Consider the following 25720-nt stretch of genomic DNA (forward strand, 5'->3'; position numbering starts at 1 on the left):
GAGTAAGGGCGCCTACAGCGCTTCCTCGTTGGTTTCCCCGGTCCGCACGCGCAGCGCCTGCTCGACATCGAGGACAAAAATCTTGCCGTCACCGATCTTGCCGGTTTTGGCGTTCTTGGTGATCGTCTCGACGATCTGGTCGGCCATGGTGGCGGGCACTACGATTTCCAGTTTGATCTTGGGCACGAAGTTCACGGCATATTCGGCCCCACGGTAAATTTCCGTGTGGCCAGATTGCGAGCCAAATCCCTTGATTTCAGTCACCATCATGCCGCGCACCCCGGCTGTGGTCAGTGCTTCGCGCACCTCCTCCAGCTTGAACGGCTTGATTGTCGCAATAATCAGTTTCACGTCATTCCCCTCTGCTTCCCCGGCTGGGCCGGTTTGTTTGCACCTGCAGAAAAAGAGCGTGACAGGCCGCCGTAGGGAACGGTCGCGGGACGTAAAAGCGCCGTGAAATGACGCAAAATTGCACATTTTTTGCACAAATTGCGCGAGGAGATTAAAATTTAATCGTCAGTGAGAGGGAAAATTCCGGAATTTCTGACCTCTACATACCCGGATCACCGGAGTATGGTGGCGCAAAAGCATAATCGGGCAGAGTTTGAGCATGACTGAGTCCAGACGTCGAAAATCGACATTGGTCGCGGATAAAAGATACCCGTCGAAGAGGCGCAAGCCCACGGCGACCAAGCGTGCTGCGAAACCGGCGGGCAAGAAGTCGACCGCGCGCAAGACAACAACGCGCAAGACCGCACGGAAGAAAACACGCAAACGCTCTGGCGGCAACGGCGGTGGTATTTTTCGCCGTCTTTTCCGCTGGATATGGCGATTGATCTGGGGCCTGACATGGCGCGTCGGGGCTATCGTAGGCATGTTGGTCGCGCTAGCGGTGGGCATTGTCTATACCACATTGCCGGATGTCGACGCGCTGTTAGACGGGCGCGCGCGCGGGTCGGTGACGCTGCTGGACCGTGACGGCAAGGTCTTTGCCTGGCGCGGGGATCAGTTCGGCGGGGTAATCACAGCTGACACAGTCTCACCCCACCTGAAGAACGCCGTCGTCGCGACCGAAGACAAACGATTTTACCGTCATTTCGGGATCAGCCCGCGTGGTGTGGCCAGCGCTGTGCGCATCAACCTCAGCGAAGGGCGGGGGCCGTTGTCTGGCCATGGCGGCTCGACCATCACGCAACAGACGGCGAAACTACTGTGTCTTGGCGTGCCCTATGAACCTGACCAGTGGGAGTCCGAGGGCGCGTATGAATCCGATTGTCGGCAAGGGTCGCTGTGGCGCAAAGGCAAAGAGGCCATTTACGCAATGGCGATGGAGGTCAAATACTCCAAGGATGAGATCCTGACCATCTATCTGAACCGCGCTTTCCTAGGTGCAGGCGCGCGCGGGTTCGAAGCTGCGAGCCAGCGCTATTTTGGTAAATCCGCCGCCGAAGTTTCACCTGCCGAGGCTTCGATGCTTGCTGGTCTGCTGGTGGCACCGACGCGTTATGCGCCCACAAACAACCTGCAGCGATCCCAGGACCGCGCGCGGCTTGTTGTGGGCCTGATGGAAACTCAGGGTTATCTATCGGGCGCCCAGGCAAGCGAAGCCCGCAGCAGGCCGGCACAATTGTCCGAAGCTGCTGCGGCGCGAGCCGGGGGTTATTTTGCAGATTGGGTGATGGCCAGCGGGCCAGAGTTCTTTACGCGCAATACGACCGAAGATGTGGTGATCCGCACCACTTTGGATCAGCGTATTCAGAAGTCCGCAGAAGAGGCGCTGAAATTCATCTTTCAGGAAAAGGTGCGCGAAGGGTCGAAGGCACAGGCTGCGATTGTTGTGATGTCGGCGGATGGGGCGGTACGCGGGATGGTCGGCGGTCGCAAGACGCGTGTGTCCGGTGCGTTCAACCGTGCCACGCAGGCGCTGCGACAGACCGGGTCATCCTTCAAGCCCTTCGTCTATGCAACGGCGCTTGAGCTGGGGTATTCCCCGCTGGATACAGTGATGGATGAGCCCACATGTTGGAACATCGCCGGGTCTGGTCAGTGGTGCCCCAAGAATTACACGAACAAGTATTATGGCCGGGTGTCGCTGGCCGATGCGTTGAAGAACTCGCTGAACATTCCAGCAGTGAAAGTGGCCGAGATTTCGGGGCTGGAGAACGTTCGCAAAGTCACCAATGAGTTCGGCATTGCCAGCGATCTGGCGCAGGGTCTGGCGCTGGCGCTGGGCGCATCTGAAAGCACGCTGATTGAGATGACCGGGGCATATGCAGGGATCCTGAATGGTGGCTCGGCTGTGGAGCCTTATGGTCTGACCGAGCTTAAGCTGCTGGGGGATGACAAGCCGGTCATGGTGACAACGACAGGGATTGGAGAGCGGGTGATCCGGGACGAGGCCGCCAAGCAACTGACCTGGATGATGGAGCGTGTCGTGTCCCAGGGGACCGGCGGGCGCGCCAAATTGCCCGGCTGGCAAGTTGCTGGCAAAACCGGGACCACCCAGGCTGCGCGCGACGCCTGGTTCATCGGATTTACGGCCGATTACGTGACGGGTGTTTGGATGGGGTATGACGACAATACGCCGCTGTCAGGTGTGACCGGGGGTGGTCTGCCTGCGGAAATCTGGCGGGAAACGATGCTGCGTGTCACCGAAGGCATGACCCCGACGCCGCTGCCAATGCTGGCGCCCGCACCGCCGGTGCAGGTGTCCCAGCCCAGCCAGCCGCGCCAGAGACAAGGTGGCGGATTTGCCAAGGCAGTCGACAGTCTGTTGAAGGATATATTCGGCGGGAACTAATGTTCGCGTAGGGTTGGGAGGTGCGCCGCACCTCCCAAACAGGTCTTAAAGACTTTCGTCCAGAGCCGCGATGATTGCAGCGCCCATTTCAGTGGTCGAGACCGGCTCGACACCTTCATCAGCCAGAAGATCGCCAGTGCGCACTCCGTCCGCCAGCACTTTCTCGACAGCGGCTTCCAGACGGTCAGCTTCTGCGCCTTCGTCAAAACTGTAGCGCAGTGCCATGGCAAAGCTGAGGATACAGGCGACCGGGTTGGCCTTGCCTTGTCCGGTGATATCGGGCGCAGACCCATGCACCGGCTCGTACATCGCCTTGGGGCGACCATTGGCCATCGGCGCACCAAGGCTTGCAGAGGGCAGCATGCCCAGGCTGCCAGTCAGCATCGCAGCACAATCAGACAGGATGTCACCGAACAGGTTATCAGTCAGGATCACATCGAATTGCTTAGGCGCCCGGACTAGCTGCATGGCGCCGTTGTCAGCATACATGTGCGAAAGCTCAACCTCGGGATAATCGGCAGCGACACGGGTTACGACCTCGCGCCACAGGATGCCGGATTCCATCACGTTGGCTTTTTCCATCGAGCACAGTTTCTTGTTCCGGCGCATCGCCAGTTCAAAGGCCGAGCGCGCGGCGCGTTCGATTTCGGACTCAGTGTAGCGCTGGGTGTTGATCCCGACGCGTTCGTTGCCTTCTTCGAAGATACCGCGCGGTTCGCCGAAATAAACACCTGACGTCAGCTCGCGCACGATCATGATATCGAGACCAGCGACAATGTCTTTCTTCAACGATGAGAAGTCGGCCAGCGCGTCAAAGCATTGCGCCGGGCGCAGGTTCGAATACAGGTCCATTTCCTTGCGCAGGCGCAGCAGGCCGCGTTCCGGTTTCAAGCTGAAATCCAGATCGTCGTATTTAGGGCCACCAACGGCCCCCAACAGAACGGCATCCGCTTCCTGAGCTTTTGCCATCGTCTCATCCGACAACGGAGCGCCATGAGCGTCATAAGCCGCACCGCCCACAAGGTCCTCGCTTACATCAAACTGTAGGTCGCGATTGGCACCGAACCAGTCGATGATCTTGCGCACTTCGGCCATGACTTCGGGGCCAATTCCATCTCCGGGCAGGATGAGGAGCGAGGGGTTGGACATGAAGGGTCTCCTTGCGTTTTGTCGCAATGGCCCTAGCGTCTGTGCCGCATCGGGTCAATGAGACGATCTAACCGATTCACTCCGAAAGCGTAGGTTGGCGACGGTTTGGTCGCCGCATGGCATCAATCTTGCCAAAAATGCCTACAGGCTGGCTTTTAGCCCTTCAGCCAGTAGGTCCCACACCCGGCGGATGCGCGGGGTCTGGCGCATGGCCTGAGGCGCGGCCAACCAGACCGGCAGCACCGGAATTTCAACGTCCAGGCGCACGACTTCTACTTTGGGATCTGCTTGGGCGACCTGAACCTGACCGAAACCAATACCGCAGCCCGCCCGGATAAGCTCCCAATAAGCGCTTTGCAGATCGCAGCGGGTGGCAAAAATATCGCGATTGGCTGGCCAACCCTTTTCCCGCATCTTCTCGATGATCTGCTTGTTGGCGTCAAATCCAACCAGATCGTGGCTGAACAGGTCTTCTGGGGTTTCAGGTCGGCCCGCCCGGTCCAGATAGGATTTGGCCGCGCAAAAGCACAGCGGGACATCTCCAATGTAACGGGACACGATATCCATCTGTTCGGGGCGGTACATGCGTACAGCGATATCCGCCTCGCGGTACAACAAGTTCTCACTGGCATCGGTGGCCACCAGTTCGAGCTGAATCGCTGGCTCCTGCCGGCGTATGCCCGCTAGAATAGACGGCAAAAGATGGTGTGAGGCAAAGACAGACGCTGTGATCCGAACAGAGCCTTCCAATTGCTGCGACTGCCCCGCTGCGGTCATGCTGAACGCACTCATGGCGCTGTGCATCTGTTGTGCCATCGGCAAAAGCTGGGACCCAACCTCGCTGAGTTTCAGCCCCCGGGCGTGCCGATCAAACAGGGACACGCCCAACTCGGCCTCAAGCGCCTGGACCTGTCGTCCCAATGTTGGCTGGCTGCGATCCAGCTGCCGTGCCGCAGCGGACAGTGATCCGGTTTCGGCAACGGCCAGAAAGCTCTGAATCAGGGACCAGTCCGCGTGTGTTAAGGTTCTGTCCATTCAAAAATGAATACACAATCTACACCGACCGGCAATTCCTTAATTTGCCTGAATGGCTACATTCTCTGCCAACAGGAGGATGTCATGACACAGACCGTTCTAATTTTGGGCGCATCAGGCCGCTTTGGCCGCAACGCTGCTTTGGCTTTTCGCAATGCAGGTTGGCCGGTTCGCAAATTTGACCGTAAGACCGACGTGCTGGAAGCAGCAGCGACAGGGGCAGATGTCATCGTCAATGCCTGGAATCCGCTCTATCCGGACTGGGCGCTTTTGGTGCCAAAACTGCATCAACAGGTGATCGACGTTGCCTCGAAAACCGGTGCAACCGTCATTGTTCCGGGGAACGTTTACGTGTTTGGTGCCAATACGCCGTGCCCCTGGTCGGGTGACACACCGCATCTGGCGACAAACCCGCTGGGTCGTATCCGAATAGAAATGGAAGAGGCTTACCGCAGCTCATCGGTGCGAACGATTATCCTGCGGGCGGGGGATTTCATTGATACCTCCGCCTCGGCGAACTGGTTTGATCGGGTCATGATAAAACACCTGTCGCGTGGTCGGTTGGTTTATCCCGGCAACCCAGAGATCCCTCATGCCTGGGCCTACCTTCCAGATCTGGCGCGAACAGCCGTCGCGTTGGCCGAGATGCGTGATAGCCTGCCTCGATTCTGTGACGTCCCCTTCACCGGGCACACTCTGACAGGAGCGGAGTTAGCTCAGGCGTTGTCTCGAGTCACCGCTCAGACCGTAACGATCAAACAGATGAGCTGGTGGCCCCTTCACCTTGCCAGACCATTCTGGCGACTGGCCCCGCATTTGCTTGAGATGCGGTATCTGTGGGATGTACCGCATCGGTTGGATGGCAGCCTGATGGCCGAGCTACTGGGGGAGGTTCAACACACTGGGTTGGATGATGTCTTGCGATCCGCAATTCCCGAGACATTGGCAGAGCCGTCTCGCGCGGCCAAAGCAGTGGCGGTTTGAGCGGGCTAGCGCGCAGTTACGTCCACCCAGACCAAACGATGACGGCTGGCGCTTTCGGCACTGTCCCGCAGGTCGGTGCCGGGTGCCGGCCAAAAGACGCCCGCATCAACGACTTTTAGGTCGACCGACGGCAGGACGTAATCCACTCGCATCTGTCCAACGGCTTTCCAGTGAACCGTTGTCAGGGCGCCAGCCGCGCCCCTTTGTTGCGGGTCTTGCAGGTGCGGATTGGCCAGAAGAGATCGGATTGCGTCTTTGCGACCATCGCCCTGATCCGGGTCCAGATTGGCATCCCCGGCGACCACAAAACGGGCTTCGGGCATAGGTCCGAGGTCACCGTTCATCAGCAATGACCACAGTCGAATCTCATCCCGGTTGCGCAGTCCGTTGCGGTCTTCGGGTCCGTCAAAGACCGGCGGACTGGCGTGAAACGTCATAAGGCTGAGGCGACCTATCGGTGTGGCGATTGGGACCACCCAATGCCCGGTAGAGGACAGGCGTTGCGCGGCCTGGGCCTTGTTCGAAGGGAAAGGTTCACCCTTTACCGTTGGCAATTCGGCTCCGGGCAGGTCACGCCATAGCAGGTCAGAAAAATCCTGGATGTCGGAGCGCAGAATTTCGTGTTTTGAGAGCACGGCCAACCCGCCGTGACCAGTAAACAACCCCCAGCCTTGCGAATCGCCAGGACCCTGCGTGCGACCATCCCCATCCAGATCAAGGCCAGACTCCAAGCCCGAATTCGGCTGGGCCGCAAAGTGATGGGGGAAATCCAGTCCGGATTCGCGCAGTTTCTCGGACAAAGCGGTCAGGGCGAGGCCATCCATGTCCCAGTCGAAGCCCTGCAGCGCCACAATGTCTGGCTGCGCAGCCACCAGCACCGCGACAACAGCCTGGACTTGTGCGTCGTCGCGCTGAATGTCCCGCAGCAAAAGCCCCGGACCTTTTCGGCTGAGTTCGGTATTGAAGGTGGCGACGCGTATTACATCTGCTTGCGCCGCAAAGGGCAGCAAACACAGAACAAGGGAGCGGATCATGCGGCCTGAGTTGTCTCGTTCGTGGAATAGGCGCGGCGTTTTTCAACGATCAAACCTGCGATACGCAGTGTCGCCATTCCCCGCATGATCATACTGGCGGGCAAAAAGGCCCACGCGCTTAGCGTCCAAATCAAGGTCTGAGGATTGCTCAGCGAGATTGGGTTGGCGAAATTCGTCAGCATCTCAATCGCGGCAGGGATAAGGAAAGGAAGCAAGATGCCAATGCAGATGTTCAAACGTCCATCGCGCTGCAGGCGCGCCACGACATCCCCACCTTTGGTTGGGTCAAACAGCGGTAAATTGGTCCACACGTTGAAGGCTCCGTTGCCCGTGGGCCACCCCTTTAACTTGACGGCATATGCAAAGCTGGCGATCGTCACCAAGGCGGCAACATAAGCAACACTGGCCGTGATGCGAACCAGCTCAACAAGCGCCAGGCTTGAGTCGGCTGGCAGCATCAAAACAATCAGGCGAACCGGCGAATACGGGAAGTCGACCACATTGGCGACGGACAGACCCATTGAATAGAAGAACGTGGTCAGTTCTGTCGGCGCGTAAGCGTTCTTACAGATCAGCGTCAGGAACGTGATCATCGACATCAGACCAACGAATCGTAGCCGGTTCACCGGCGGCGCATCACGAAATTCAATAAAGCTGGGAAAGGCAGAGTTGTATTCGGCAAATGTCAAGATAAACGCAAGTATCGCGAGAAAGACCACGATCTCGGTCCCGTTCGTCGATGATACTGGGAGGTACAACGCGGGGGTAAGCACCATGAGTGCCACCAATATTCCACGTATCGCCGCCCCTGATGTGCGCGCAATCACAATTCCGAACCCTTTTTTCAAACCGGAGTAGCCGATCTCTGCCGACTTACTTTCCAACTTGTCTCCGCCGATTTTTTCTTGGCGGTTGCCTGTCTAACGACACATTGGCGATAAGCGACATTTCGCTCAAGCCATGGCGCAGAAGACACCTGATTTCGGGCAAAATGATGGCAAAAGTGGTGCGGCTTTGCATCATTGCCGTCGTAAATTCGACGTGTAAAAGATTCGACTCACTACATGTTGTGGGTGTATCGGGTTTAACCCCTAGAATGCGAACGGGGCCGCCTCGGCGACCCCGTCAGGTTGAGTGTCCACAGATTCGTCCCCAAGAATCAGACCCAGGGGCGGGCTTGGCTTGCGTGATCTTCGAATTTGTCGATGTGATGGTCTTTTTCCATCGTCAGCCCGATATCGTCCAGACCATGGATCAGGCAATGCTTGCGATGGGGGTCGATGTCGAATTCGATCACAACGCCATCTGAAGTGGTGATCTGCTGATCTTCGAGGTGTACGGTCATACGGGCGTTTTCACCCTTGTGCGCGTCGTCCATCAAAACAGCATGATGGTCTTCTTCGACCACGATCGGCAGGATGCCGTTCTTGAAGCAGTTGTTGAAGAAGATATCGGCGAAGCTGGTCGAGATCACAACCTTGATGCCGAAATCCTTGATCGCCCAAGGTGCGTGTTCACGCGATGATCCGCAGCCGAAGTTGTCACCGGCCACCAGAATCTCGGTGCTGCGGTAGGCAGGTTTGTTCAGGACAAACTCTTCGTTCTCACCGCCGTGATCGTGATAGCGCATCTCGTCAAACAGCACGACGCCAAGGCCGGACCGTTTGATGGTTTTCAGGTGCACCTTCGGAATGATCATATCGGTATCGATATTGATCAATGGCATTGGGGCGGCCACCCCGTGGACTTTTTCAAACTTTTCCATGTCTACACTCCTGCGAGAGAGGGCCGCGCCCAAGCCTCGCGTTTAAGCCTCTTTCAATTGGTCGGGTGCGTTCTTCACGAAGAACGCCATAAACACCAATCCGAACCCGTTAAACAGCATCTCGATGCCCAGCAGGATACCCAGAAGGCTCAGCAAAGCGGCAGGGTCGCTGCTTGCATAAGACCAGATGATACCTGCGAGGATGATCGACAAGATGCCCGAGATCAGCGTGGGCCAGAAAAACTGTGTTCCGCGCATCTGGAACGACAGGATGATCCGCGCAATGCCGCCTGCCATAAACAGGATCAGCACCACAGTTGCCAGAGTCAGCGTTCCCTGCAAGGGATGATCCAGAAAGGACCAGCCTAGAAACAGCATCACTGCCCCCATGATGAGTGACAGGATCTTGTTGCCGGCTCCCGCAACGGTGAACCCACCAACAACCTGCAGCGCACCGCACACCAGCAGTAACACACCGGTTACCACCGTCACGGCAATCGATGCGACCTGAGGCGCGCCCAGCACAAAGATGCCGAACGCGATAGATAGCAGCCCCAGTAGCAGCCATTTGATCCAATCACTCATATTTCAATTCCCTCAAAGGTTGATTTATGAGAGCAGCTTACATCAACTCTCGGACATCTGTCAGCCGTCCTGTGATTGCCGCAGCGGCAGCCATTGCAGGGCTCAGGAGATGGGTGCGTCCACCGCGTCCCTGACGGCCTTCAAAGTTGCGGTTTGAGGTCGCGGCACAGCGTTCGCCCGGCTCCAATTGATCGGGGTTCATTGCCAAACACATCGAACACCCGGCCAGACGCCATTCGAACCCGGCCTCTTTGAAGATCTCGGCGAGACCCTCTTCCTCGGCCTGCGCGCGCACAAGGCCCGAACCGGGCACGACCATAGCGCGCATCCCATCCTTGACCTTTTTGCCCTTCAGGATAGCAGCCGCAGCGCGCAGATCTTCGATCCGACCATTGGTGCAAGACCCGATAAAGACCGTGTCGATTTCCACATCGCTGAGTTTCTGACCCGCTTCCAGACCCATATATTCGATAGACCGACGGGCCGCTTCGACCTTGCCGCCTTCGAAATCCTCGGGGCTGGGCACAGTTGCGGTGATTGGCAGAACATCCTCGGGGCTGGTTCCCCAGGTCACGACCGGAGCGATATCTTCACCGCGCAGGGTGATGACCTTGTCGAAATGCGCGTCGTCATCGGTGTAAAGCGTCTTCCACCAATTCAGAGCGGCCTCCCATTGCGCGCCCTTCGGCGCGTGCGGGCGGCCCTTGACGTATTCATAGGTTGTCTCGTCCGGCGCGATCAGACCGGCGCGGGCGCCGCCTTCAATGGCCATGTTGCAGACGGTCATGCGGCCTTCCATCGACAGATCGCGGATCGCTTCACCGCAATACTCGATGACATAGCCGGTACCGCCGGCTGTGCCGGTTTCGCCGATTACGGCCAGAGTGATGTCCTTGGCGGTCACACCCGGCTGCAGTTTGCCAGTGATTTCCACCTTCATGTTCTTTGACTTCTTCTGGATCAGCGTCTGCGTGGCCAGAACGTGCTCAACCTCGGATGTCCCGATACCATGGGCCAGGGCGCCAAACGCGCCGTGGGTGGCGGTGTGGCTGTCGCCGCAGACAACGGTCATACCCGGCAAAGTCCAACCCTGTTCAGGGCCGACGATGTGAACAATGCCCTGACGGACGTCATGCACCGGATAGTAGTGAATGCCGAAATCCTTGGCATTCTTGTCCAGCGCTTCGACCTGAATACGCGATTCCGGGTTTTCGATCCCATTCACGCGGTCTGGCGTGGTTGGTACGTTATGATCCGGCACGGCGATGGTTTTCTCCGGTGCACGGACTGGCCGTCCCGCCATACGCAGCCCTTCAAAGGCCTGCGGGCTGGTGACTTCGTGCACCAGATGGCGGTCGATATACAGCAAACAGGTTCCATCATCGGCTTCGTGCGCGACATGGGAATCCCAAATCTTGTCATAGAGTGTTTTGGGGGACATCGGTCCTCTCCCGAGATAATGAGAAATAGCTGGCGAGTGGCTGGGCGCCGCTTATAGGCGGGCCAGAATCGTACGGGCGGCCCCAAAGAACCGTTCACGCAGGCGCGTGCGGTCTTGCAATGTCGGAGCTGGGGCCAAAAAGACTCTCATACGCACCAGATATATCGGGCGTTCGCGTCAATCAAGGTTCAATCCCTATTCTGCTTGTCCCTATGGCTTTGGGTTGCATCACACGCGCGCCTTGTCCAAGTTGTTCGTCAGGAGACGTGCATGAACCAGGATCTGCTACCGGACTCGCTTTCGGACCTCTACGCCAACATGACGGCGGCCTTTTCTTCGCAATTCCAAAACCTGATCGAACTGGTCATCACGCCGGGCTGGCGGCAGTATCAAATCATCATCATCGTGTTTCTGTGGGTTTTGGCCTTCGGCCTGAAGCTGATGACCCAGGGCAGCTGGGAGGCATGGGCTCGGTCGCGGACAGGTTGGCCCAAATGGCGCTTGCGCATTCTGGTTCAGCTGATGCGCCGCCTGACGCTGGTTTATTTTGTGATCCTGTCCTGGGGTCTGTATCTGATAATGCAGCAGGTCACGTGGCCGTCGCGCAGCTATTTGATCGGGGTGTTTGCTACGCTTGCCGTGGCGTGGCTGGTCATCGCGCTGCTGGCCCGACTGGTTCGCAACCGGACGATCAGGCGGATCTTCAAATGGAGCATGTGGATCTATGCAACGCTGATTGCGTTGAGCCTGACCGATGATGTCGCCGGATTTCTGGATGGCGTGGCCGTCTCGATTGGTGATCTGAACATCACAGCATTGGGTATACTCAAGGCCGTTCTGCTGATCGGGGTTCTACTGACCCTTGCCCGCATTGGGGCTGGTGCGGCCGAGCGGGGCCTGAAAAGTAATGACGATATCTCGCCGTCGATGCAGGTCTTGCTGGCCAAAGGCATTCAGGTATTGCTGTTTGGCGCTGTTTTCATGGCGGCAATCCGAACGCTTGGCTTTGACCTGACCGGCATTGCGCTTTTGTCCGGTGCGATCGGTGTCGGTATTGGCTTTGGGCTGCAAAAAGTGGTGTCCAACCTGATTTCTGGCATCATCATTTTGATGGACCGCTCGATTAAACCGGGCGATGTGATCTCGCTTGGGGATACATTTGGTTGGATCAATGCGCTGGGCGCGCGCTATGTCTCGGTCGTAACCCGCGACGGGCGCGAGTACCTGATCCCGAACGAGGACCTGATCACCAATCAGGTTGTGAATTGGTCACATTCGGACCGTTTCGTGCGGTTGGATCTGGATTTCGGAACAAGCTACGGGGACGATCCCCACAAGGTCCGTGCAACGGCCATCCGGTCGGTTAAAACCGTCAATCGTGTGCTCAGCGGTGGCAAGCACGAACCTGTCTGCCATATCACCGGTTTTGGCAACAGCAGCGTCGATTATGTTTTGCGGTTCTGGATCAGTGATCCGACCAAAGGGCTGACCAATATCCGGGGCAATGTCTATCTGGCGCTTTGGGATGCTTTCCAATCCGAAAACATTTCAATTCCCTTCCCACAGCGTGAGGTTCGCCTGCTAGGCGGAGAATCTGACGACGCAGACGGGCAACAACTCGCCAAAGAATGATCCGTCGTGTCTGGTCCCCGGTGGCCCTTCATTGAAATGTTGCAATCCGCTTGTTACCTTATATGTACCCCTGCGCCGGGGATTTGTCGGCGCGCAGCAAAGGAGGACTATGTCCTGTCTCTACATACTCAGGCGGGTTTGCCCGCCGATGATGGGGCCAAAATGATGGCCCACTCTCAGTCAATCAGCGACAAGCTGCTTGAACGTATCCTTTCCTCACTTTCCGATGACAAGGCCGAAGACGTCGTGCAGATCAACCTGCAGGGCAAATCGTCTGTCGCGGATCACATGGTCATTGCGTCCGGTCGTTCGACACGTCAGGTCTCGGCCATGGCGGAAAAGATGACGGATCGCATCAAGCAGGAATTCGGTTTCACTTCGAAGGTCGAAGGCAAGGATGCCGGCGATTGGGTGCTGATCGATACGGGCGACGTGATCGTCCATATCTTCCGCCCCGAAGTACGCGAATTCTATCAGCTGGAAAAGATGTGGCTGCCTCAGGGCGGTAGCGCCTCAGCCAACTGAGGCGCCATCCCGGCCTGTATTGAAAGGCCGGAGGCGAGAGAGACATGCGTATCAGCATTTGTGCGGTCGGGCGATTGCGTGCCGGACCGGAGAAGACCCTGCTTGACGACTACCTGACCCGATTTGACCGAACCGGCCGCGCGCTGGGCCTTGGACCTGCGTCCGTGGTCGAGGTTGAGGACAAGAAAAACGCAGGCATGGGCGCCGAAGCGGCGCTGTTGCGCAAAGCGGTGCCCAAAGGCGCGGTGATCTGCACCTTGGATGAGCGCGGTCGGGTGATGTCTTCGCCTGATTTTGCACAGAAACTGGGTGGCTGGCGTGATGCCGGGCGGCAGGATCTGGCCTTGGTCATCGGCGGTGCGGATGGGATTGACCCGTCTTTAAGGGTCGAGGCGGATTTTTCGATCTCACTCGGGTCAATGGTCTGGCCACATATGCTGGTCCGTGTGATGCTGGCCGAGCAACTTTACAGGGCCGCGACCATACTTTCTGGTGGGCCGTATCACCGGGTCTGACATGGCGCAGCTTCTGATCGTCTACCATTCGCGCACCGGCGGCAGTCGGCAAATGGCCGAGGCGGCCGCCGAAGCCGCGCGGGATGACGCAGAAACCATTTTGAAAACCGCTGATAGCGCAGGCCCTAATGATCTGCTGAAGGCAGATGGCTATATCTTTTGCGCGCCCGAAAACCTTGCGGCGATATCGGGTGTGATGAAGGACTTTTTTGACCGCAACTATTACCCTGCGCTGGGTCGCATTGAAGGGCGGCCCTATGCGCTGATGGTCTGCGCCGGATCAGACGGCGAAAACGCAGCCCGTCAAATGGCGCGGATCGCGACCGGCTGGCGCTTGAAAGAGGTGCAGCCGCCGTTGATCATCTGCACCCACGCACAATCACCAGAGGCGATTTTGGCCGCAAAGACCATCCCCGAAAACCAACTTGGTTCTTGTCGCGAGATCGGGGCCGCCATGTCCGCGGGTCTTAGCCTTGGGATCTTCTGAAGCTCAGTTCAGCGTGACAAGCGTCGTTTCGGTATTCCAGCCGTCGACATTGCAGCGCGCTTGAATTTGAACCTGCGTGGCACCTTCCGGAATAATCACGCCGCTTAGGGATCGGGTAAACGGCTGCTCATTCTCATGCGGGTGGTGCAGCACGCGCATGCCGAGCTCAGTGCCCTCCATATCAAGAACCCGCCAGCCATCAGCATAGTGATCCCATCCAGTGTCGGGATGCCTGATCGTCACATCGAAACGCCAAGTCTCGCCACTTCGGTTGGCCGAGACCTTCTCGATAACCGACGGGTCGGCAAAAGCGGGTGCAGCCAGAAAGGCGCTGAGAATCAAATATCGCATGGGCTGACCATAATGGTTGGCGAATGCCATGGGAATCACGACTCTGTGTTTGGGGGCAGGGTCAAAAGGATCGCACGAGAATGCGATGCAAATTCCCGCCGATATAGTACCCCAACGGTAATAGCGGTGCCCAAAATCAGCGCAACAGGCCCTAATATCCAAGCCAATGTGGCCAGCGCAAAATAGGTGGCACGCAATGCGCGGTTGAAACTGCGGGCAGCGGTCACGCAGATTTCGGCGGCCTGTGCGGCGCGGGGATAAGCTTGCTGATCCTCCGGGTCATTGGGAACCGCGGCCATCAACACTGCGCAATACCCGAACAACCGATGTGCCCAGACGTATTTCAGGAACGCATTGGCCAACAGTAAAATCACGGCCAGTATCTTGATCTCCCAGACCAGGGCTGGCGCGCTGCCAATGGCGAGATCGCTGGCAACCCCGGCCAAACGTTCTGTGTTCCCCAGCAAGGCAAGACCACCGCCAATGGCGATCATGGTTGTCGAGGCAAAAAACGTGCTGCCCTGACGCATTGCGGCGACGACCTGTGCGTCGAACATCCTGGGCTGGCGCGTGACCATCTCGCGCATCCAGTTGCGGCGAAAGTCATCCATCATCATCGACACCGATGGCTTGTTCGGCGACGGGTGTTCGATCTTCCAACCGATCCACTGCCATGCGCCGAGCAGCAACAAAACAGCGGCATAGTCCAGTGATGAAAACAACAGGGCGCGGTCGATCCAGGTCATGCCCGCGACAGTACGTCCGGATATCAGAACTTGCCAGATGGAGAAATTGGTAATATTATTTTACCAAATGGAGGATCAGCGATGGAAATGCCCCGGCCAAATCCCGATGTGCTTGCCCGAAAGCAAAGCGTGCTTGAGCGGTTGCAGCAGGTCCTGCCAACGGACGCTGTTATTCATGATCCGGCAGAAACCCGGGCCTATGAATGCGATGCGCTGACAGCGTATAGATGCCCGCCAATGCTGGCGGTTCTGCCGTCGACCACGGAGGAAGTCTCGGAGGTCTTGCGTATCTGTCATGACGAAGGTGTGCCGGTTGTGCCGCGCGGCTCGGGCACATCGCTGGCGGGCGGCGCCCTTCCCACGGCCGATTGCGTGATTTTGGGCATCGCGCGGATGAACGAAGTTCTCGAGACCGACTATGACAACCGGTTCATCCGGATTCAGACTGGGCGCACCAATCTGAGCGTGACAGGCGCGGTCGAGGATGAAGACTTCTTTTATGCCCCCGACCCATCATCGCAGTTGGCCTGCGCTATTGCGGGTAACATCGCAATGAATTCCGGCGGGGCGCATTGTCTGAAGTACGGGGTGACCACCAATAACCTGTTGGGTGTCAAAATGGTCATGATGGATGGCAGCGTGGTCGAAATCGGCGGTGCGTATCTGGATGCAGGTGGTCTGGACTTGCTGGGAGTGATCTGCGGATCAGAAGGGCAGTTGGGCGTCGTGACCGAGGCAACGCTGCGTATTCTGCGCAAGCCCGAGGACGCGCGCCCCGTGCTGATGGGGTTTGATGACAATGAGGTGGCCGGGCAATGCGTGTCGGACATCATCAAGTCCGGAATTCTGCCCGTGGCGATCGAATTCATGGATACGCTTTGTATCAAGGCGTGTGAGAATTTTGCGCATGCGGGGTATCCGGAGTGCACCGCGCTTTTGATCGTCGAGGTCGAAGGCTCGGACGCTGAGATCGATTACCAGCTGTCGAAAATCATCGAGATTGCCAAACGCCACAACCCGGTCGAACTGCGCGAAAGCCAGTCGGCGGAAGAAAGCGCGAAAATCTGGCTGGGGCGCAAATCGGCCTTTGGCGCTATGGGGCAGATGAATGACTATATGTGTCTGGATGGCACAATTCCGGTCTCCTCCTTGCCCGAAGTGCTGCGCCGGATCGGAGAGATGAGCGAGGAATATGGCCTGCCGGTCGGGAACGTGTTCCATGCCGGCGATGGCAACATGCACCCGCTGATCTTGTTTGATGCCAACAAACCCGGTGATCTTGAGAAATGTGAGGCGTTCGGTGCTGAAATCCTGAAGCTGTGTGTGGATGTTGGCGGCTGTCTGACAGGTGAACATGGGGTTGGGATCGAAAAACGGGATCTGATGTCGCATCAATATGCGCCGCAGGATTTGGAGGCGCAGATGGCTGTCAAAGACGTCTTTGATCCACGCTGGCTGCTGAACCCGGCCAAGGTGTTTCCGCTGGACGTGTCCGAGCAACGCCGTTCTGAGCGTATGGCAGCAGAATAGAGGGGCTTTGCCCCCGCCGCGCTACGCGCGCCTCCCCCAGAGTATTTTTGAAAAGATGAAGCAATATGAGACCTGAAACCGAGGCCGAGCTGGCCAATATTGTGGCCGACCTGAATCAGCCGGTCCGAATAGTAGGGGGCGGTACGCGAGGTGATGCCGGACCCGAACAGGTGCTGAGCGTCGTGGGTTTGAGTGGTATATCACTGTATGAACCTGGTGCGTTGACGTTGGTGGCCCAGGCAGGCACGCCTCTCGCAGAGATTGAGGCTGTGCTTGCGGCGGAAGGGCAGCAATTGGCGTTTGAGCCGATGGATCATCGCACTCTGTTGGGGACGGGTGGCGATCCGACAATAGGCGGCGTTGTCGCCGCGAATATTTCTGGTCCGCGCCGCATTCAAGCCGGGGCGTGCCGCGACTATCTGTTGGGTGTGCGCTATGTCGATGGGCTTGGGCAGGTCATCAAGAACGGCGGCCGCGTGATGAAAAACGTCACTGGCTATGATCTGGTCAAACTGATGGCGGGGTCCTGGGGGACCTTGGGCGTCCTGTCCGAAGTGTCGCTGAAGGTTTTGCCCAAATCAGAGTCGATTGCCGCGTTGGCCGTTCAGGTTGGAGATTTTGCACAAGCTGTGAAGGCTCTTTCGGCGGCGCTGAAATCCCCTTTTGAAGTCAGCGGCGCGGCATACGACCCAGCGGTAGGGCAGGTGCTGTTGCGGCTCGAAGGCTTCGCGGATTCGGTTGCGTATCGGATTGGACGGTTGAAAACCGAATTGGCTGGGTTTGGCGAAATCTCAGAGGTTGAAGACCCGGAAACGCTTTGGCGTTCGGTGCGCGATGTCAGCATGTTCCGCGATGTAGAAGGCGACGTCTGGCGTCTCTCGGTCAAACCGGGCGCTGCTCCTGAAATTGCTGCAAGGCTAGAGGCCGAAAAGCTGTTGTTCGATTGGGGCGGCGGATTGATCTGGGCATTGGTCCCTGAAGGTTCGGATGTTCGCGCGCGTTTGGGCGCGTTTGAGGGTCACGCATCGCTGGTACGGGCGGATGCCGAAACGCTTCAGGCTTTGGGGCGATTTCAGCCCGAGCCCGCAGGCGTCGCCGTGTTGTCGCAAGGTTTACGGCAAAGATTTGATCCTAACGGGGTCTTCAATCCGGGTCTGATGGGGTAGGTGGATGCAGACGACATTTTCAGACAAACAATTGCAGGACCCCGCGATCAAAAGATCGAATGAAATCCTGCGAAGCTGCGTGCATTGCGGGTTTTGCACTGCGACCTGCCCGACCTATCAGGTTCTTGGAGATGAACTGGACAGCCCGCGGGGGCGTATCTATCTGATCAAGGATATGCTCGAGAATAAACGGGTGCCGGATGAAACAACCGTCAAACATATCGACCGATGTCTGTCCTGTCTGGCGTGCATGACGACCTGTCCGTCCGGCGTGCACTATATGCATCTGGTCGATCACGCGCGGGAATACATTGAAGACAATTACAAACGTCCCTTCTCGGACCGTGCGCTAAGGTGGATTCTGGCGCAGATCTTGCCCTATCCGATGCGCTTTCGTTGGGCGTTGATCGGGGCCAAGCTGGGCCGTCCCTTCCGGTTCCTGATGCCAGACGCCCGTTTGCGCGCGATGTTGGATATGGCGCCCAAGCATATCCCACCGGTGAGTCGGAATGATGATCCACAAAGCTTTGCACCTAAGGGTCCGCACCAAAAGCGTGTCGCGCTTATGACGGGGTGTGCGCAAAAGGCGCTGAACACGGATATCAACGATGCCACGATCCGGCTTTTGACCCGTTTGGGTTGCGAAGTTGTGGTGGCCGAAGGTGCGGGGTGCTGCGGGGCCCTGACTCATCACATGGGCAAAAGCCGGGAAAGCCACACAGCGGCAGCGGCCAACATCAAGGCCTGGACGCGCGAGATGGACGGTGACGGATTGGATGCGATCGTCATCAACACCTCGGGCTGTGGGACAACAGTCAAGGATTACGGGCATATGTTTCGCAATGACGCACTGGCAGAAGACGCGCAGCGGGTATCGGCAGTGGCGATGGATATCAGCGAATTGCTGATGCAACTGGATTTGCCAACTGCGGATGACACGGGATTGACCGTTGCCTATCACGCGGCTTGTTCGCTGCAGCATGGCCAGAAAATCAAGACTTACCCAAAGGATCTGCTGAAACGCGCGGGGTTCACTGTTGTGGAACCGGCGGACAGCCATCTGTGCTGCGGCAGCGCTGGGACCTACAATCTGATGCAGCCCGAGATCTCGGCGCAACTGAAACAGCGCAAGGTCCGAACGTTGGAAGCAAAAAAACCGGATGTCATCGCGGCAGGCAATATTGGGTGCATGATGCAGATCGGGTCGGGCACCAGCATCCCAATTGTGCATACGGTTGAGCTGTTGGACTGGGTCACTGGCGGCCCTGAACCTCGCGGACTGAGGCGCGGCGATGGGGTCGATCTAAATGTGCCAATCCTGCGGTAGCAGTTTGTTGATGCAGACCAGCATCAGTCGCGCCTGAAAACCGGGCGCACCAACACCGCCCTATTTTCGCCCAACGCGGCACATAAGACACTTGTCTCGGGGTATTTGCCGGAGAACCGCGTGCGGAACTGGATTATGGCCATCGCGATCAGTGTGCTGCCTATCGCGGCCACAGCGCAGGATTCCGGGCTAAAAAGCCTGGATACATCTGATTCCGGACGGGACTGGATGGCTGTGGGACGGCTCGATATCGCAGGTGGCGGCTTCTGCACCGGAACACTGGTGTCGCCCGACCTTGTCCTGACTGCCGCGCATTGCCTATTTGACAAGGCGACTGGCAAGCGGGTCAATCCGTCGGATATAGAATTTCTTGCAGGATGGCGCCTCGGGCGTGCGCTGGCATATCGAACGGCGCGACAGGCGGTTGTCCATCCAGACTACAAATACAGTGCCATCCCATCCAATGACCGTGTCCGCGCTGATATTGCTTTGATCGAGCTTTGGCAGCCGATCAGAAGCACATCTGTCATTCCGTTTGAAACAGGCGTTCAACCCACGCGAGGCGAAGATGTGGGCGTCGTATCCTATGCGCAGGACCGGGCCGAGGCGCCCTCGCTGCAGCAAGTATGCTCGGTCATGAACCGCAATTCGGGGATTCTGGTGATGTCCTGTGACGTGAATTTCGGCTCATCGGGTGCCCCGGTTTTTACATTCTCTGAAACACGTCCTCAGATCGTGTCGGTTGTTGCAGCCAAGGCCAGCATGGAAGGCCAAAGCGTCGCGATTGGAACGTCTGTCGAAAATTCTCTGGAGCTACTGCGCGCTGAGCTTGATGCAGGTCGGGGATATGGCCTGTCTTCGTCCGGAAGTGAGACAGGCAAGAATGTCGGTGCGAGGTTTATTCGGCCATGATCAGAAGCCTCACTATTTCTTTGCTTTGCCTGTTGGTGGCCACGACCGCCGGATATGCACAAAGCAGCAAGCGAAAACTGACGGATCGGGATGATCTGTATGGCTGGGAAGCGATTGGTCGGTTGGACATCGGGACCGTATCCTTTTGTACCGGTACTTTGATCGCACAGGACATTGTTCTGACCGCTGCCCACTGTGCCTTGGACAAGAAAACCGGTAAAGCCTATTTGCCGGGTGAGGTCACATTCCGGGCGGGGCTCAGCAATGGGGCGGCCCTGGCGGACCGTAAGGTTGTGCAAATTGCATCCCACCCCGGCTATAGTGCCAATGACGCGCTCTCGCCTAGCAGCATCCGGGTCGATGTCGCGTTGATGCGATTGGAAAAACCAATCCCATATTCCGTCGCGGATCCTTTCGCCCTGCACAGCGGGCGCGTGTCTGGGAAAGAGATCAGCATCGCCTCGTACGGGCGAGGACGATCCGAGACGATCACGCGCGAGCGGTCCTGCCGCATGCTTGAACGCCGGCAAGGTCTGATCACCTTTGATTGCGATGTCACGTTCGGATCGTCAGGCTCGGCTATTCTGGCCAAGAACGGCCCGCGTTGGCAGATTTTGTCGGTCGTCTCGGCGGTTGGCGTTCACCGTGGCAAGAAGATTGGGTTTGGCATGGAACTGGCGGATGTTGTGTCCGATCTCAAGGCGATCCTACGCCGCGATGCGCCGCAGCCAAAGCCCACAATCCGCAGGTTGCAGGTTGGCACAGGCAAATCAAGTTCAGGGGCAAAATTCATCAGTTCCGGAGGGGGTTGAACTCGGCCAAATCGCTACCCATTTGAATTATACCGGATCGCCAAATTTGGGGTTCGGTACCAACCAACGCCCGTCCATTCGGAGGGCATATTTCGCAAATCGCTCAAGAATGAGGATACGACACATGCGTAGTTTTGATTTTGCACCGCTGCACCGCGCCACTATCGGTTTTGACCAGATCGCAGACATGATGGACCGAGTATTGACCAATGACGTGGCTCAGCCCAGCTATCCGCCATACAACATCGAAAAAACCGATGCTGATACTTACCGGATTTCGGTGGCAGTCGCCGGGTTTTCCGAAAGCGACCTGTCGGTCGAAATGAAAGAGAATTCATTGCTTGTGGCCGGTAAGAAAACGGCTGAAGACAAAGAACGCAGCTATCTGCACCGCGGCATCGCGACCCGCGCGTTTGAACGCCGCTTTGCGCTGGCTGATCATGTTCGCGTCATCGGTGCCAGCCATGAGAACGGCATGCTGAATATCGACCTGAAGCGTGAAGTGCCCGAGGCGCTGAAACCGCGCCGGATCGAGATTTCTTCGACCAATGCGATCGAGAAGGATGTGGTTGACGCTAAAGCCGTGAACTAGGGCTTCTGAAAATCGCGCGATAATCCTCTCCTCCCTTGGATTGTCGCAACACGCGCCCCGCGTTCCTCCAGACGCGGGGCGATGTTTGTAGCAAGCGGTAAAATGTAGGAAAGCAATGCTGTCGGTCGCCGAACCCTGATTGCAGCCTCTTAGATTGAGTGACAAGATCGCTTGAACGAATGAGACCACGCAGTGATCGGATTGAAGAAAGGAATGCCGCTTGGGCGAAGGTGACTTTGGCATACTTTATGCCTTGCTTGTTTTGTCGCCTTACATTGCCGTGGGCTTGTTTTGCCTGATTGGAGTGTTTCTTCTTTTTAGGGCCGAGCGCGAGTCAAAGATCGTTGGCTGTGGTATGCTCGTCATTGCGGTCTTGGGAGTTTTTGGAATTCCCGCCCTTAACAGCATTCGGCAAAACAATACGACGAATGAATTTCTAGTATCCGCTGTGTTGCCTGATTCCATTGTAATGAACGGCTCCAACGTTCTGATCGTGGGATCACAGTCCCCAGATTGCGCCTTGATATGCGCTAAGATGATTGATGGCGGATATGCGTCTGAGATTGCCGAGGTTCGCATCGGTCAGGGTCCGTCCGAAGAAATCTATCGCCCAGGCCCGTTTGATCTGACGCGTTTGAAAGGCTTTGCCCGGGATGCAAACGGACGAACATTCGTCGCGAAACAGGTTACGGATCAAGTTGAGTATGTTCTTTTTAACGAAACACACTGGCTGTCCTACCACGACAAGCAGTCATTCCTACAGTTTCCTGAGAAGGCCTATAGTGGCGTTTTCCTGTTTCGAGTGATGGATCCGCGTGAGTTTGATGTCTCGCAAGCCGAGCTTCTTTTGCGCATCTATCAGTCCGAGCAGAAAGAAAACAAGTTTCTTTGGTTCTCTGAAACTACCAACGATCGATCCCTGCCTAGCGACGCGCAAATCGCACAGATATTCGACGACGTCCTTTCGAAAGGTGCAACTCTGGCGGCCGAACAATGATTTGCGACGGGCTCGCGTCAGGCACGAATGTTAGGTGCATCGAAGTTTGGTCAATTCCCGGTCGTCATCGACCCAATCGACCCGAACGTCGTCTCACCCGAGGCATTGTCGAGGCCGTCATTGTCGGTCATCACAAAGGTCTCGCCCGAGGGCAGCATGGCGCGCCTTCGATCTTGTCCAGAACGTAACCTCCGTTGACACAGACTAAGTCATCATGTGTCACGACTTCTGACAGGCCGACCCAACCTTAAGAGGGCTCTTCCTTGGAACCTCGAACGGTCCCCCATTCCTTGATGTCCAGATTGTAGGCCACCAGTTTTATGTGGTTCTTGGGATCGTCCTTCCATTCGCGCCGAACGGCCATCCACAGGGCGTCGCCGACGCGGGTGAGGTCTTCCAAGTTCAGTTTCTGGGCCGGGTTCATTGCACGGTTGAGACAGTTTGACCGCAGTTTTGTGACAAGTTCAAAGGCAAGGCCGGCCACCACGCTTGGTGATGGCCGGGTCGGATCAAACTGATAGACAGACGTACTTCATCTCAAGATAGTCTTCCATGCCGTGATGGCTGCCTTCACGGCCCAGACCAGATTGTTTGACGCCGCCGAACGGACCCAGTTCGGTCGAGATGATACCGGTGTTCACACCGACAATGCCGTATTCCAGCGCTTCGGCCACCTTGTAGACGCGGCTGAGGTCCTTGGCATAGAAATAGGATGCCAGACCAAAGATCGTGTCATTGGCCATAGCGATCACGTCATCCTCATTCTCGAACTTAAACAGTGGGGCCAGAGGGCCAAAGGTTTCGTCCTGCGCCACCATCATGTCTTGCGTCACGCCGGTGACGATGGTGGGCTGGAAGAAGGTGCCACCCAGATCATGAGGCAGACCACCTGTCAGGACAGCGCCGCCTTTGCTGGTGACGTCTTGAATATGTTCCTGCACCTTGGTGACGGCGTCATCGTTGATCAGTGGGCCGGTTGTGATGCCGTCGGTCAGGCCATCGCCAACCTTCAGCGCCTCAACCGCGGCTTTCAGTTTGGCCGCAAAAGCGTCGTACACGCCAGCCTGCACGTATATACGGTTGGCGCAGACGCAGGTCTGACCGTTGTTGCGAAACTTGCACAGCATCGCGCCTTCGACAGCGGCATCCAGATCCGCATCGTCAAACACGATGAACGGCGCATTACCGCCAAGCTCCATCGAACATTTCATCACCTGTTCCGACGCTTGTCGCAGCAGAATGCGCCCCACTTCGGTCGAGCCGGTAAAGGTCAGTTTGCGCACACCGGGGTTTTCGCAGAACTCCTTGCCAATCTCGCTGGAGCGGGATGAGGGCACCACGTTGAAAACGCCAGCCGGAACGCCAGCCTCGTGGGCCAGCACCGCCATCGCCATCGCCGACAGCGGGGTTTCCTTGGCTGGGCGAGCCACAAAGGCGCAACCTGCGGCCAGCGCCGGCGCAGCCTTACGGGTGATCATCGCATTAGGAAAGTTCCATGGTGTGATCGAGGCGGCAACGCCGATCGGCTGTTTCAGCACCATGATCCGCTTGTCGCGCTGGTGGCCGGGGATGGTCTCGCCATAAACTCGCTTGGCCTCTTCGCCGAAAAATTCGATGAAAGATGCGCCATAGCCGATCTCACCTATCGCCTCGGCCAGTGGCTTGCCCTGCTCGGCGGTCAGGATCTTGCCCAGATCCTCGGCGTTCTCCATCATCAGATCGAACCAACGGCGCAGGATCGCGGCGCGCTCTTTTCCGGTCAGCTTGGCCCATTCTTTTTGCGCGGATTCCGCTTGTGTAATCGCGCCGGCCACCTGCGCGCGGCTCAGGTCGGCCACTTGTGCCACCACGTCGCCGCGGGCCGGATTGGTCACGGCGAAGGTGCCATTGTCACCGTCCACCCACTGACCGCCGATATAGGCTTTGGTCGCCAGCAGATCGGGGTTTTTCAGGATGGATTTCAGGTCAGTTGTTGCGTCCAGCATGGATCGGCCTCCGGCAGGAATAATGTTACGCGCACCCAATCAGGTGGGGTCGGGAATGTCTATGTCCACTGCGGTCCGCAGATCAAGCCAGATTTGATCAAAAGCAACGAGTGCAGCCGGTCAACACCTGGTCACGTGCGCGCATGATCGCGCTATCTTTTTCCTGGTGAGTTTGCGAAAGTCTGGGGGATTTTGGACCCGAGGGGATGTAAATGCACGTAACATTCTCTATCTTACTGGGTAAATAAAGAAAAAAGGGGATAGCTGAGATGTCGAACCAGCAATTCGAAGCATTGATTGAAGAAACGCAAACCAAAGTCCGCGAAAGCCAGTCGCAGATCGCAGGTTTGACCTCGCGGATTGAGGCGGCGCGCGCCAAGATCGGCACCGCCGAGGCGGATATCGACATCGAAAATGCCACACTCGAAGACGTGCATGCCCATACCGAGGTAATGAACGCCAATATCGCCGAGCTGATCATGGGGCTGGACGACGTCACCAGCGCCTTTTCCAAGGATTTTGACGAGATGCGCTCGAAATCGGGCTGGGAATCCTTTGTCGGCATCTTCTCGAAAGGCAAATCCGAGTCGATGCGGCAGGAACGCATGCGCACAGCCAGTATCGATGACAAGCTGCAGGACCTGATCGCCAAATCGGACGTGATCGTGCAATTGCTGCAAGGTCAGCTGGCCGTTCTGGAAGAGCAACGCGTGAAGGTCGAGGAAAACCTGACCGTCACGCTGGATGACCGTGAGGCCACCGTGGCCGAGCTGGAGGCGCTGCGCACTGAGATTCAGGGCATGGACCCGACAATCATCACCCTGGAAAACAAGATCAGCGTTGAACAGGACGCCGCCGCGCGCACCCAGCTGGAAACCGAACTGGCCGAGCTGAACAAGCAATACAACGCCAAGGTACAGGAAGAGCAGGTCAAGCTGGCCAAAAGCCAAACGCTGGAGCGCTATATCGAAAAGGGCAAGACCTGGGTCGATTCCCTGCAGAATCAGGCGGCGACGCAGATGGTGCTGATCAACAAGCTGCAGACAGACACGCAACAGCGCGTGGTGCTGTATGACGCCCTGACCAAATCGCTGAAAACCGCGCAGCAGCAGGACGTGGCCCACCGCATCAACGAGATCGGTGTGCAGACCGATCAAGAGGCGCAAACCGCCATGGCCTCTATCGGCACCGCGACCAACCAGAAAATGGCCGATATGCTCGAAGCGCACGAAGATCACATGGTCTTTGCCCGCGATGTGCTGGAGAAAAAGGCCAAAGCAGATGAACGCTTTGCCCGCCGGTTTGCCTCGATTGTCGAGAAGCATGATAAGAATTTGTATGGGGGTTGAC

At 57.3% G+C, this 25720-nt stretch carries 26 protein-coding genes; 14 read left to right on the forward strand and 12 right to left on the reverse strand.

All coding sequences use genetic code 11. The features are described 5' to 3' along the window. Window positions 1-12 precede the first annotated feature (12 nt). Window positions 13-351 carry a P-II family nitrogen regulator gene (locus D9K61_RS02360; protein ID WP_120631802.1) on the reverse strand — a complete coding sequence of 113 codons (339 nt, stop codon included), beginning with the start codon at window positions 349-351 and terminating at the stop codon, window positions 13-15. 259 nt (window positions 352-610) lie between these two features. On the opposite strand from D9K61_RS02360, the gene D9K61_RS02365 reads away from it, so the two are divergent. Then, complete coding sequence (locus tag D9K61_RS02365) at window positions 611-2800, forward strand: transglycosylase domain-containing protein (protein WP_120631649.1); 2190 nt, start codon at window positions 611-613, stop codon at window positions 2798-2800. Between the two features lie 45 nt (window positions 2801-2845). Here the strand turns inward: D9K61_RS02365 and leuB are convergent, their stop codons facing one another. Then, entirely contained in the window at window positions 2846-3949 is a 1104-nt protein-coding gene (leuB, locus tag D9K61_RS02370; RefSeq protein ID WP_120631650.1) for a 3-isopropylmalate dehydrogenase, read from the reverse strand. Between the two features lie 141 nt (window positions 3950-4090). Beyond that, window positions 4091-4984, reverse strand: a complete 894-nt coding sequence (locus tag D9K61_RS02375) for a LysR family transcriptional regulator (protein WP_120631651.1) — start codon at window positions 4982-4984, stop codon at window positions 4091-4093. 84 nt (window positions 4985-5068) lie between these two features. Here D9K61_RS02375 and D9K61_RS02380 point away from each other — a divergent pair, with 84 nt between their 5' ends. After that, window positions 5069-5968: an epimerase gene (locus D9K61_RS02380; protein WP_120631652.1), complete on the forward strand. Its 900-nt coding sequence runs from the start codon at window positions 5069-5071 to the stop codon at window positions 5966-5968. Window positions 5969-5973: 5 nt separating this feature from the next. Here the strand turns inward: D9K61_RS02380 and D9K61_RS02385 are convergent, their stop codons facing one another. The 5 genes from D9K61_RS02385 to leuC all read right to left on the reverse strand — a co-directional run bounded on the left by D9K61_RS02385 (window position 5974) and on the right by leuC (window position 10793). Further along, on the reverse strand, window positions 5974-7002 hold the full coding sequence (locus D9K61_RS02385) for an endonuclease/exonuclease/phosphatase family protein (protein WP_120631653.1): 1029 nt from the start codon (window positions 7000-7002) through the stop codon (window positions 5974-5976). Beyond that, on the reverse strand, window positions 6999-7829 hold the full coding sequence (locus D9K61_RS02390) for a hypothetical protein (protein WP_120631803.1): 831 nt from the start codon (window positions 7827-7829) through the stop codon (window positions 6999-7001). Before D9K61_RS02390 ends, D9K61_RS02385 begins: the two co-directional genes overlap by 4 nt. Before the next feature lie 332 nt (window positions 7830-8161). Then, window positions 8162-8767 (reverse strand): 3-isopropylmalate dehydratase small subunit, encoded by a 606-nt coding sequence (gene leuD, locus D9K61_RS02395; protein ID WP_120631654.1) that lies wholly within the window; start codon window positions 8765-8767, stop codon window positions 8162-8164. Between the two features lie 42 nt (window positions 8768-8809). Beyond that, entirely contained in the window at window positions 8810-9352 is a 543-nt protein-coding gene (locus tag D9K61_RS02400) for an HdeD family acid-resistance protein (RefSeq protein WP_120631655.1), read from the reverse strand. Window positions 9353-9389: 37 nt separating this feature from the next. Next, complete coding sequence (gene leuC, locus D9K61_RS02405; RefSeq protein WP_120631656.1) at window positions 9390-10793, reverse strand: 3-isopropylmalate dehydratase large subunit; 1404 nt, start codon at window positions 10791-10793, stop codon at window positions 9390-9392. Window positions 10794-11063: 270 nt separating this feature from the next. Between leuC and D9K61_RS02415 the strand changes: the two genes are divergently transcribed. The 4 genes from D9K61_RS02415 to D9K61_RS02430 all read left to right on the forward strand — a co-directional run bounded on the left by D9K61_RS02415 (window position 11064) and on the right by D9K61_RS02430 (window position 13952). Beyond that, complete coding sequence (locus D9K61_RS02415; RefSeq protein ID WP_120631658.1) at window positions 11064-12425, forward strand: mechanosensitive ion channel family protein; 1362 nt, start codon at window positions 11064-11066, stop codon at window positions 12423-12425. A 162-nt stretch (window positions 12426-12587) separates the two neighbouring features. After that, complete coding sequence (rsfS, locus tag D9K61_RS02420) at window positions 12588-12950, forward strand: ribosome silencing factor (protein ID WP_120631804.1); 363 nt, start codon at window positions 12588-12590, stop codon at window positions 12948-12950. 44 nt (window positions 12951-12994) lie between these two features. Next, window positions 12995-13465 (forward strand): 23S rRNA (pseudouridine(1915)-N(3))-methyltransferase RlmH, encoded by a 471-nt coding sequence (gene rlmH, locus D9K61_RS02425; protein WP_120631659.1) that lies wholly within the window; start codon window positions 12995-12997, stop codon window positions 13463-13465. Between the two features lies 1 nt (window position 13466). Beyond that, window positions 13467-13952: a flavodoxin family protein gene (locus tag D9K61_RS02430; RefSeq protein ID WP_120631660.1), complete on the forward strand. Its 486-nt coding sequence runs from the start codon at window positions 13467-13469 to the stop codon at window positions 13950-13952. A 3-nt stretch (window positions 13953-13955) separates the two neighbouring features. On the opposite strand, the gene D9K61_RS02435 is transcribed toward D9K61_RS02430, so the two are convergent. Both D9K61_RS02435 and D9K61_RS02440 read right to left on the reverse strand, forming a co-directional pair. Continuing rightward, window positions 13956-14303: a hypothetical protein gene (locus D9K61_RS02435; protein WP_120631805.1), complete on the reverse strand. Its 348-nt coding sequence runs from the start codon at window positions 14301-14303 to the stop codon at window positions 13956-13958. 35 nt (window positions 14304-14338) lie between these two features. Further along, window positions 14339-15049 carry a DUF599 domain-containing protein gene (locus D9K61_RS02440; RefSeq protein WP_120631661.1) on the reverse strand — a complete coding sequence of 237 codons (711 nt, stop codon included), beginning with the start codon at window positions 15047-15049 and terminating at the stop codon, window positions 14339-14341. An 81-nt stretch (window positions 15050-15130) separates the two neighbouring features. Between D9K61_RS02440 and D9K61_RS02445 the strand changes: the two genes are divergently transcribed. The 7 genes from D9K61_RS02445 to D9K61_RS02475 all read left to right on the forward strand — a co-directional run bounded on the left by D9K61_RS02445 (window position 15131) and on the right by D9K61_RS02475 (window position 22385). Then, on the forward strand, window positions 15131-16579 hold the full coding sequence (locus D9K61_RS02445) for an FAD-linked oxidase C-terminal domain-containing protein (protein WP_120631662.1): 1449 nt from the start codon (window positions 15131-15133) through the stop codon (window positions 16577-16579). A gap of 65 nt (window positions 16580-16644) precedes the next feature. After that, a complete protein-coding gene (locus D9K61_RS02450; protein WP_120631663.1) occupies window positions 16645-17745 on the forward strand; it encodes an FAD-binding protein in 1101 nt (366 codons plus the stop codon). A 4-nt stretch (window positions 17746-17749) separates the two neighbouring features. Continuing rightward, window positions 17750-19072, forward strand: a complete 1323-nt coding sequence (gene glcF, locus D9K61_RS02455; protein WP_120631664.1) for a glycolate oxidase subunit GlcF — start codon at window positions 17750-17752, stop codon at window positions 19070-19072. A 120-nt stretch (window positions 19073-19192) separates the two neighbouring features. Continuing rightward, a complete protein-coding gene (locus D9K61_RS02460) occupies window positions 19193-19984 on the forward strand; it encodes a serine protease (protein WP_120631665.1) in 792 nt (263 codons plus the stop codon). Then, window positions 19981-20796: a serine protease gene (locus D9K61_RS02465; RefSeq protein WP_120631666.1), complete on the forward strand. Its 816-nt coding sequence runs from the start codon at window positions 19981-19983 to the stop codon at window positions 20794-20796. The genes D9K61_RS02460 and D9K61_RS02465 overlap by 4 nt, the downstream gene beginning before the upstream one ends. A gap of 124 nt (window positions 20797-20920) precedes the next feature. Further along, window positions 20921-21388, forward strand: coding sequence for an Hsp20 family protein (locus tag D9K61_RS02470; RefSeq protein WP_120631667.1), 468 nt, complete (start codon window positions 20921-20923; stop codon window positions 21386-21388). Window positions 21389-21608: 220 nt separating this feature from the next. Continuing rightward, entirely contained in the window at window positions 21609-22385 is a 777-nt protein-coding gene (locus tag D9K61_RS02475) for a hypothetical protein (RefSeq protein WP_120631668.1), read from the forward strand. A gap of 247 nt (window positions 22386-22632) precedes the next feature. On the opposite strand, the gene D9K61_RS27230 is transcribed toward D9K61_RS02475, so the two are convergent. Together D9K61_RS27230 and D9K61_RS02485 are read right to left on the reverse strand one after the other, a co-directional pair. After that, window positions 22633-22809: a hypothetical protein gene (locus D9K61_RS27230; protein WP_216825738.1), complete on the reverse strand. Its 177-nt coding sequence runs from the start codon at window positions 22807-22809 to the stop codon at window positions 22633-22635. Between the two features lie 85 nt (window positions 22810-22894). Further along, a complete protein-coding gene (locus tag D9K61_RS02485; RefSeq protein ID WP_120631669.1) occupies window positions 22895-24370 on the reverse strand; it encodes an NAD-dependent succinate-semialdehyde dehydrogenase in 1476 nt (491 codons plus the stop codon). Between the two features lie 269 nt (window positions 24371-24639). Here D9K61_RS02485 and D9K61_RS02490 point away from each other — a divergent pair, with 269 nt between their 5' ends. After that, window positions 24640-25719 (forward strand): hypothetical protein, encoded by a 1080-nt coding sequence (locus D9K61_RS02490; RefSeq protein ID WP_120631670.1) that lies wholly within the window; start codon window positions 24640-24642, stop codon window positions 25717-25719. The last annotated feature ends 1 nt before the right edge of the window (window position 25720 follow it).

It is taken from the genome of Ruegeria sp. EL01, assembly GCF_900313035.1.
Classification (GTDB): Bacteria; Pseudomonadota; Alphaproteobacteria; order Rhodobacterales; family Rhodobacteraceae; genus Ruegeria.

Excerpts from the sequence above, each read along its gene's own strand:
- D9K61_RS02450 (WP_120631663.1), top strand. The coding sequence starts at position 16,645 with ATGAGACCTGAAACCGAGGCCGAGCTGGCCAATATTGTGGCCGACCTG.
- D9K61_RS02365 (WP_120631649.1), top strand. The coding sequence starts at position 611 with ATGACTGAGTCCAGACGTCGAAAATCGACATTGGTCGCGGATAAAAGA.
- leuB (WP_120631650.1), bottom strand. The coding sequence starts at position 3,949 with ATGTCCAACCCCTCGCTCCTCATCCTGCCCGGAGATGGAATTGGCCCC.
- glcF (WP_120631664.1), top strand. The coding sequence starts at position 17,750 with ATGCAGACGACATTTTCAGACAAACAATTGCAGGACCCCGCGATCAAA.
- D9K61_RS02470 (WP_120631667.1), top strand. The coding sequence starts at position 20,921 with ATGCGTAGTTTTGATTTTGCACCGCTGCACCGCGCCACTATCGGTTTT.
- D9K61_RS02435 (WP_120631805.1), bottom strand. The coding sequence starts at position 14,303 with ATGCGATATTTGATTCTCAGCGCCTTTCTGGCTGCACCCGCTTTTGCC.
- D9K61_RS02485 (WP_120631669.1), bottom strand. The coding sequence starts at position 24,370 with ATGCTGGACGCAACAACTGACCTGAAATCCATCCTGAAAAACCCCGAT.
- D9K61_RS27230 (WP_216825738.1), bottom strand. The coding sequence starts at position 22,809 with ATGAACCCGGCCCAGAAACTGAACTTGGAAGACCTCACCCGCGTCGGC.
- D9K61_RS02375 (WP_120631651.1), bottom strand. The coding sequence starts at position 4,984 with ATGGACAGAACCTTAACACACGCGGACTGGTCCCTGATTCAGAGCTTT.
- rsfS (WP_120631804.1), top strand. The coding sequence starts at position 12,588 with ATGATGGCCCACTCTCAGTCAATCAGCGACAAGCTGCTTGAACGTATC.
- D9K61_RS02400 (WP_120631655.1), bottom strand. The coding sequence starts at position 9,352 with ATGAGTGATTGGATCAAATGGCTGCTACTGGGGCTGCTATCTATCGCG.
- rlmH (WP_120631659.1), top strand. The coding sequence starts at position 12,995 with ATGCGTATCAGCATTTGTGCGGTCGGGCGATTGCGTGCCGGACCGGAG.
- D9K61_RS02415 (WP_120631658.1), top strand. The coding sequence starts at position 11,064 with ATGAACCAGGATCTGCTACCGGACTCGCTTTCGGACCTCTACGCCAAC.
- leuC (WP_120631656.1), bottom strand. The coding sequence starts at position 10,793 with ATGTCCCCCAAAACACTCTATGACAAGATTTGGGATTCCCATGTCGCG.
- D9K61_RS02465 (WP_120631666.1), top strand. The coding sequence starts at position 19,981 with ATGATCAGAAGCCTCACTATTTCTTTGCTTTGCCTGTTGGTGGCCACG.
- D9K61_RS02445 (WP_120631662.1), top strand. The coding sequence starts at position 15,131 with ATGGAAATGCCCCGGCCAAATCCCGATGTGCTTGCCCGAAAGCAAAGC.
- D9K61_RS02385 (WP_120631653.1), bottom strand. The coding sequence starts at position 7,002 with ATGATCCGCTCCCTTGTTCTGTGTTTGCTGCCCTTTGCGGCGCAAGCA.
- D9K61_RS02440 (WP_120631661.1), bottom strand. The coding sequence starts at position 15,049 with ATGACCTGGATCGACCGCGCCCTGTTGTTTTCATCACTGGACTATGCC.
- D9K61_RS02430 (WP_120631660.1), top strand. The coding sequence starts at position 13,467 with ATGGCGCAGCTTCTGATCGTCTACCATTCGCGCACCGGCGGCAGTCGG.
- D9K61_RS02380 (WP_120631652.1), top strand. The coding sequence starts at position 5,069 with ATGACACAGACCGTTCTAATTTTGGGCGCATCAGGCCGCTTTGGCCGC.
- D9K61_RS02490 (WP_120631670.1), top strand. The coding sequence starts at position 24,640 with ATGTCGAACCAGCAATTCGAAGCATTGATTGAAGAAACGCAAACCAAA.
- leuD (WP_120631654.1), bottom strand. The coding sequence starts at position 8,767 with ATGGAAAAGTTTGAAAAAGTCCACGGGGTGGCCGCCCCAATGCCATTG.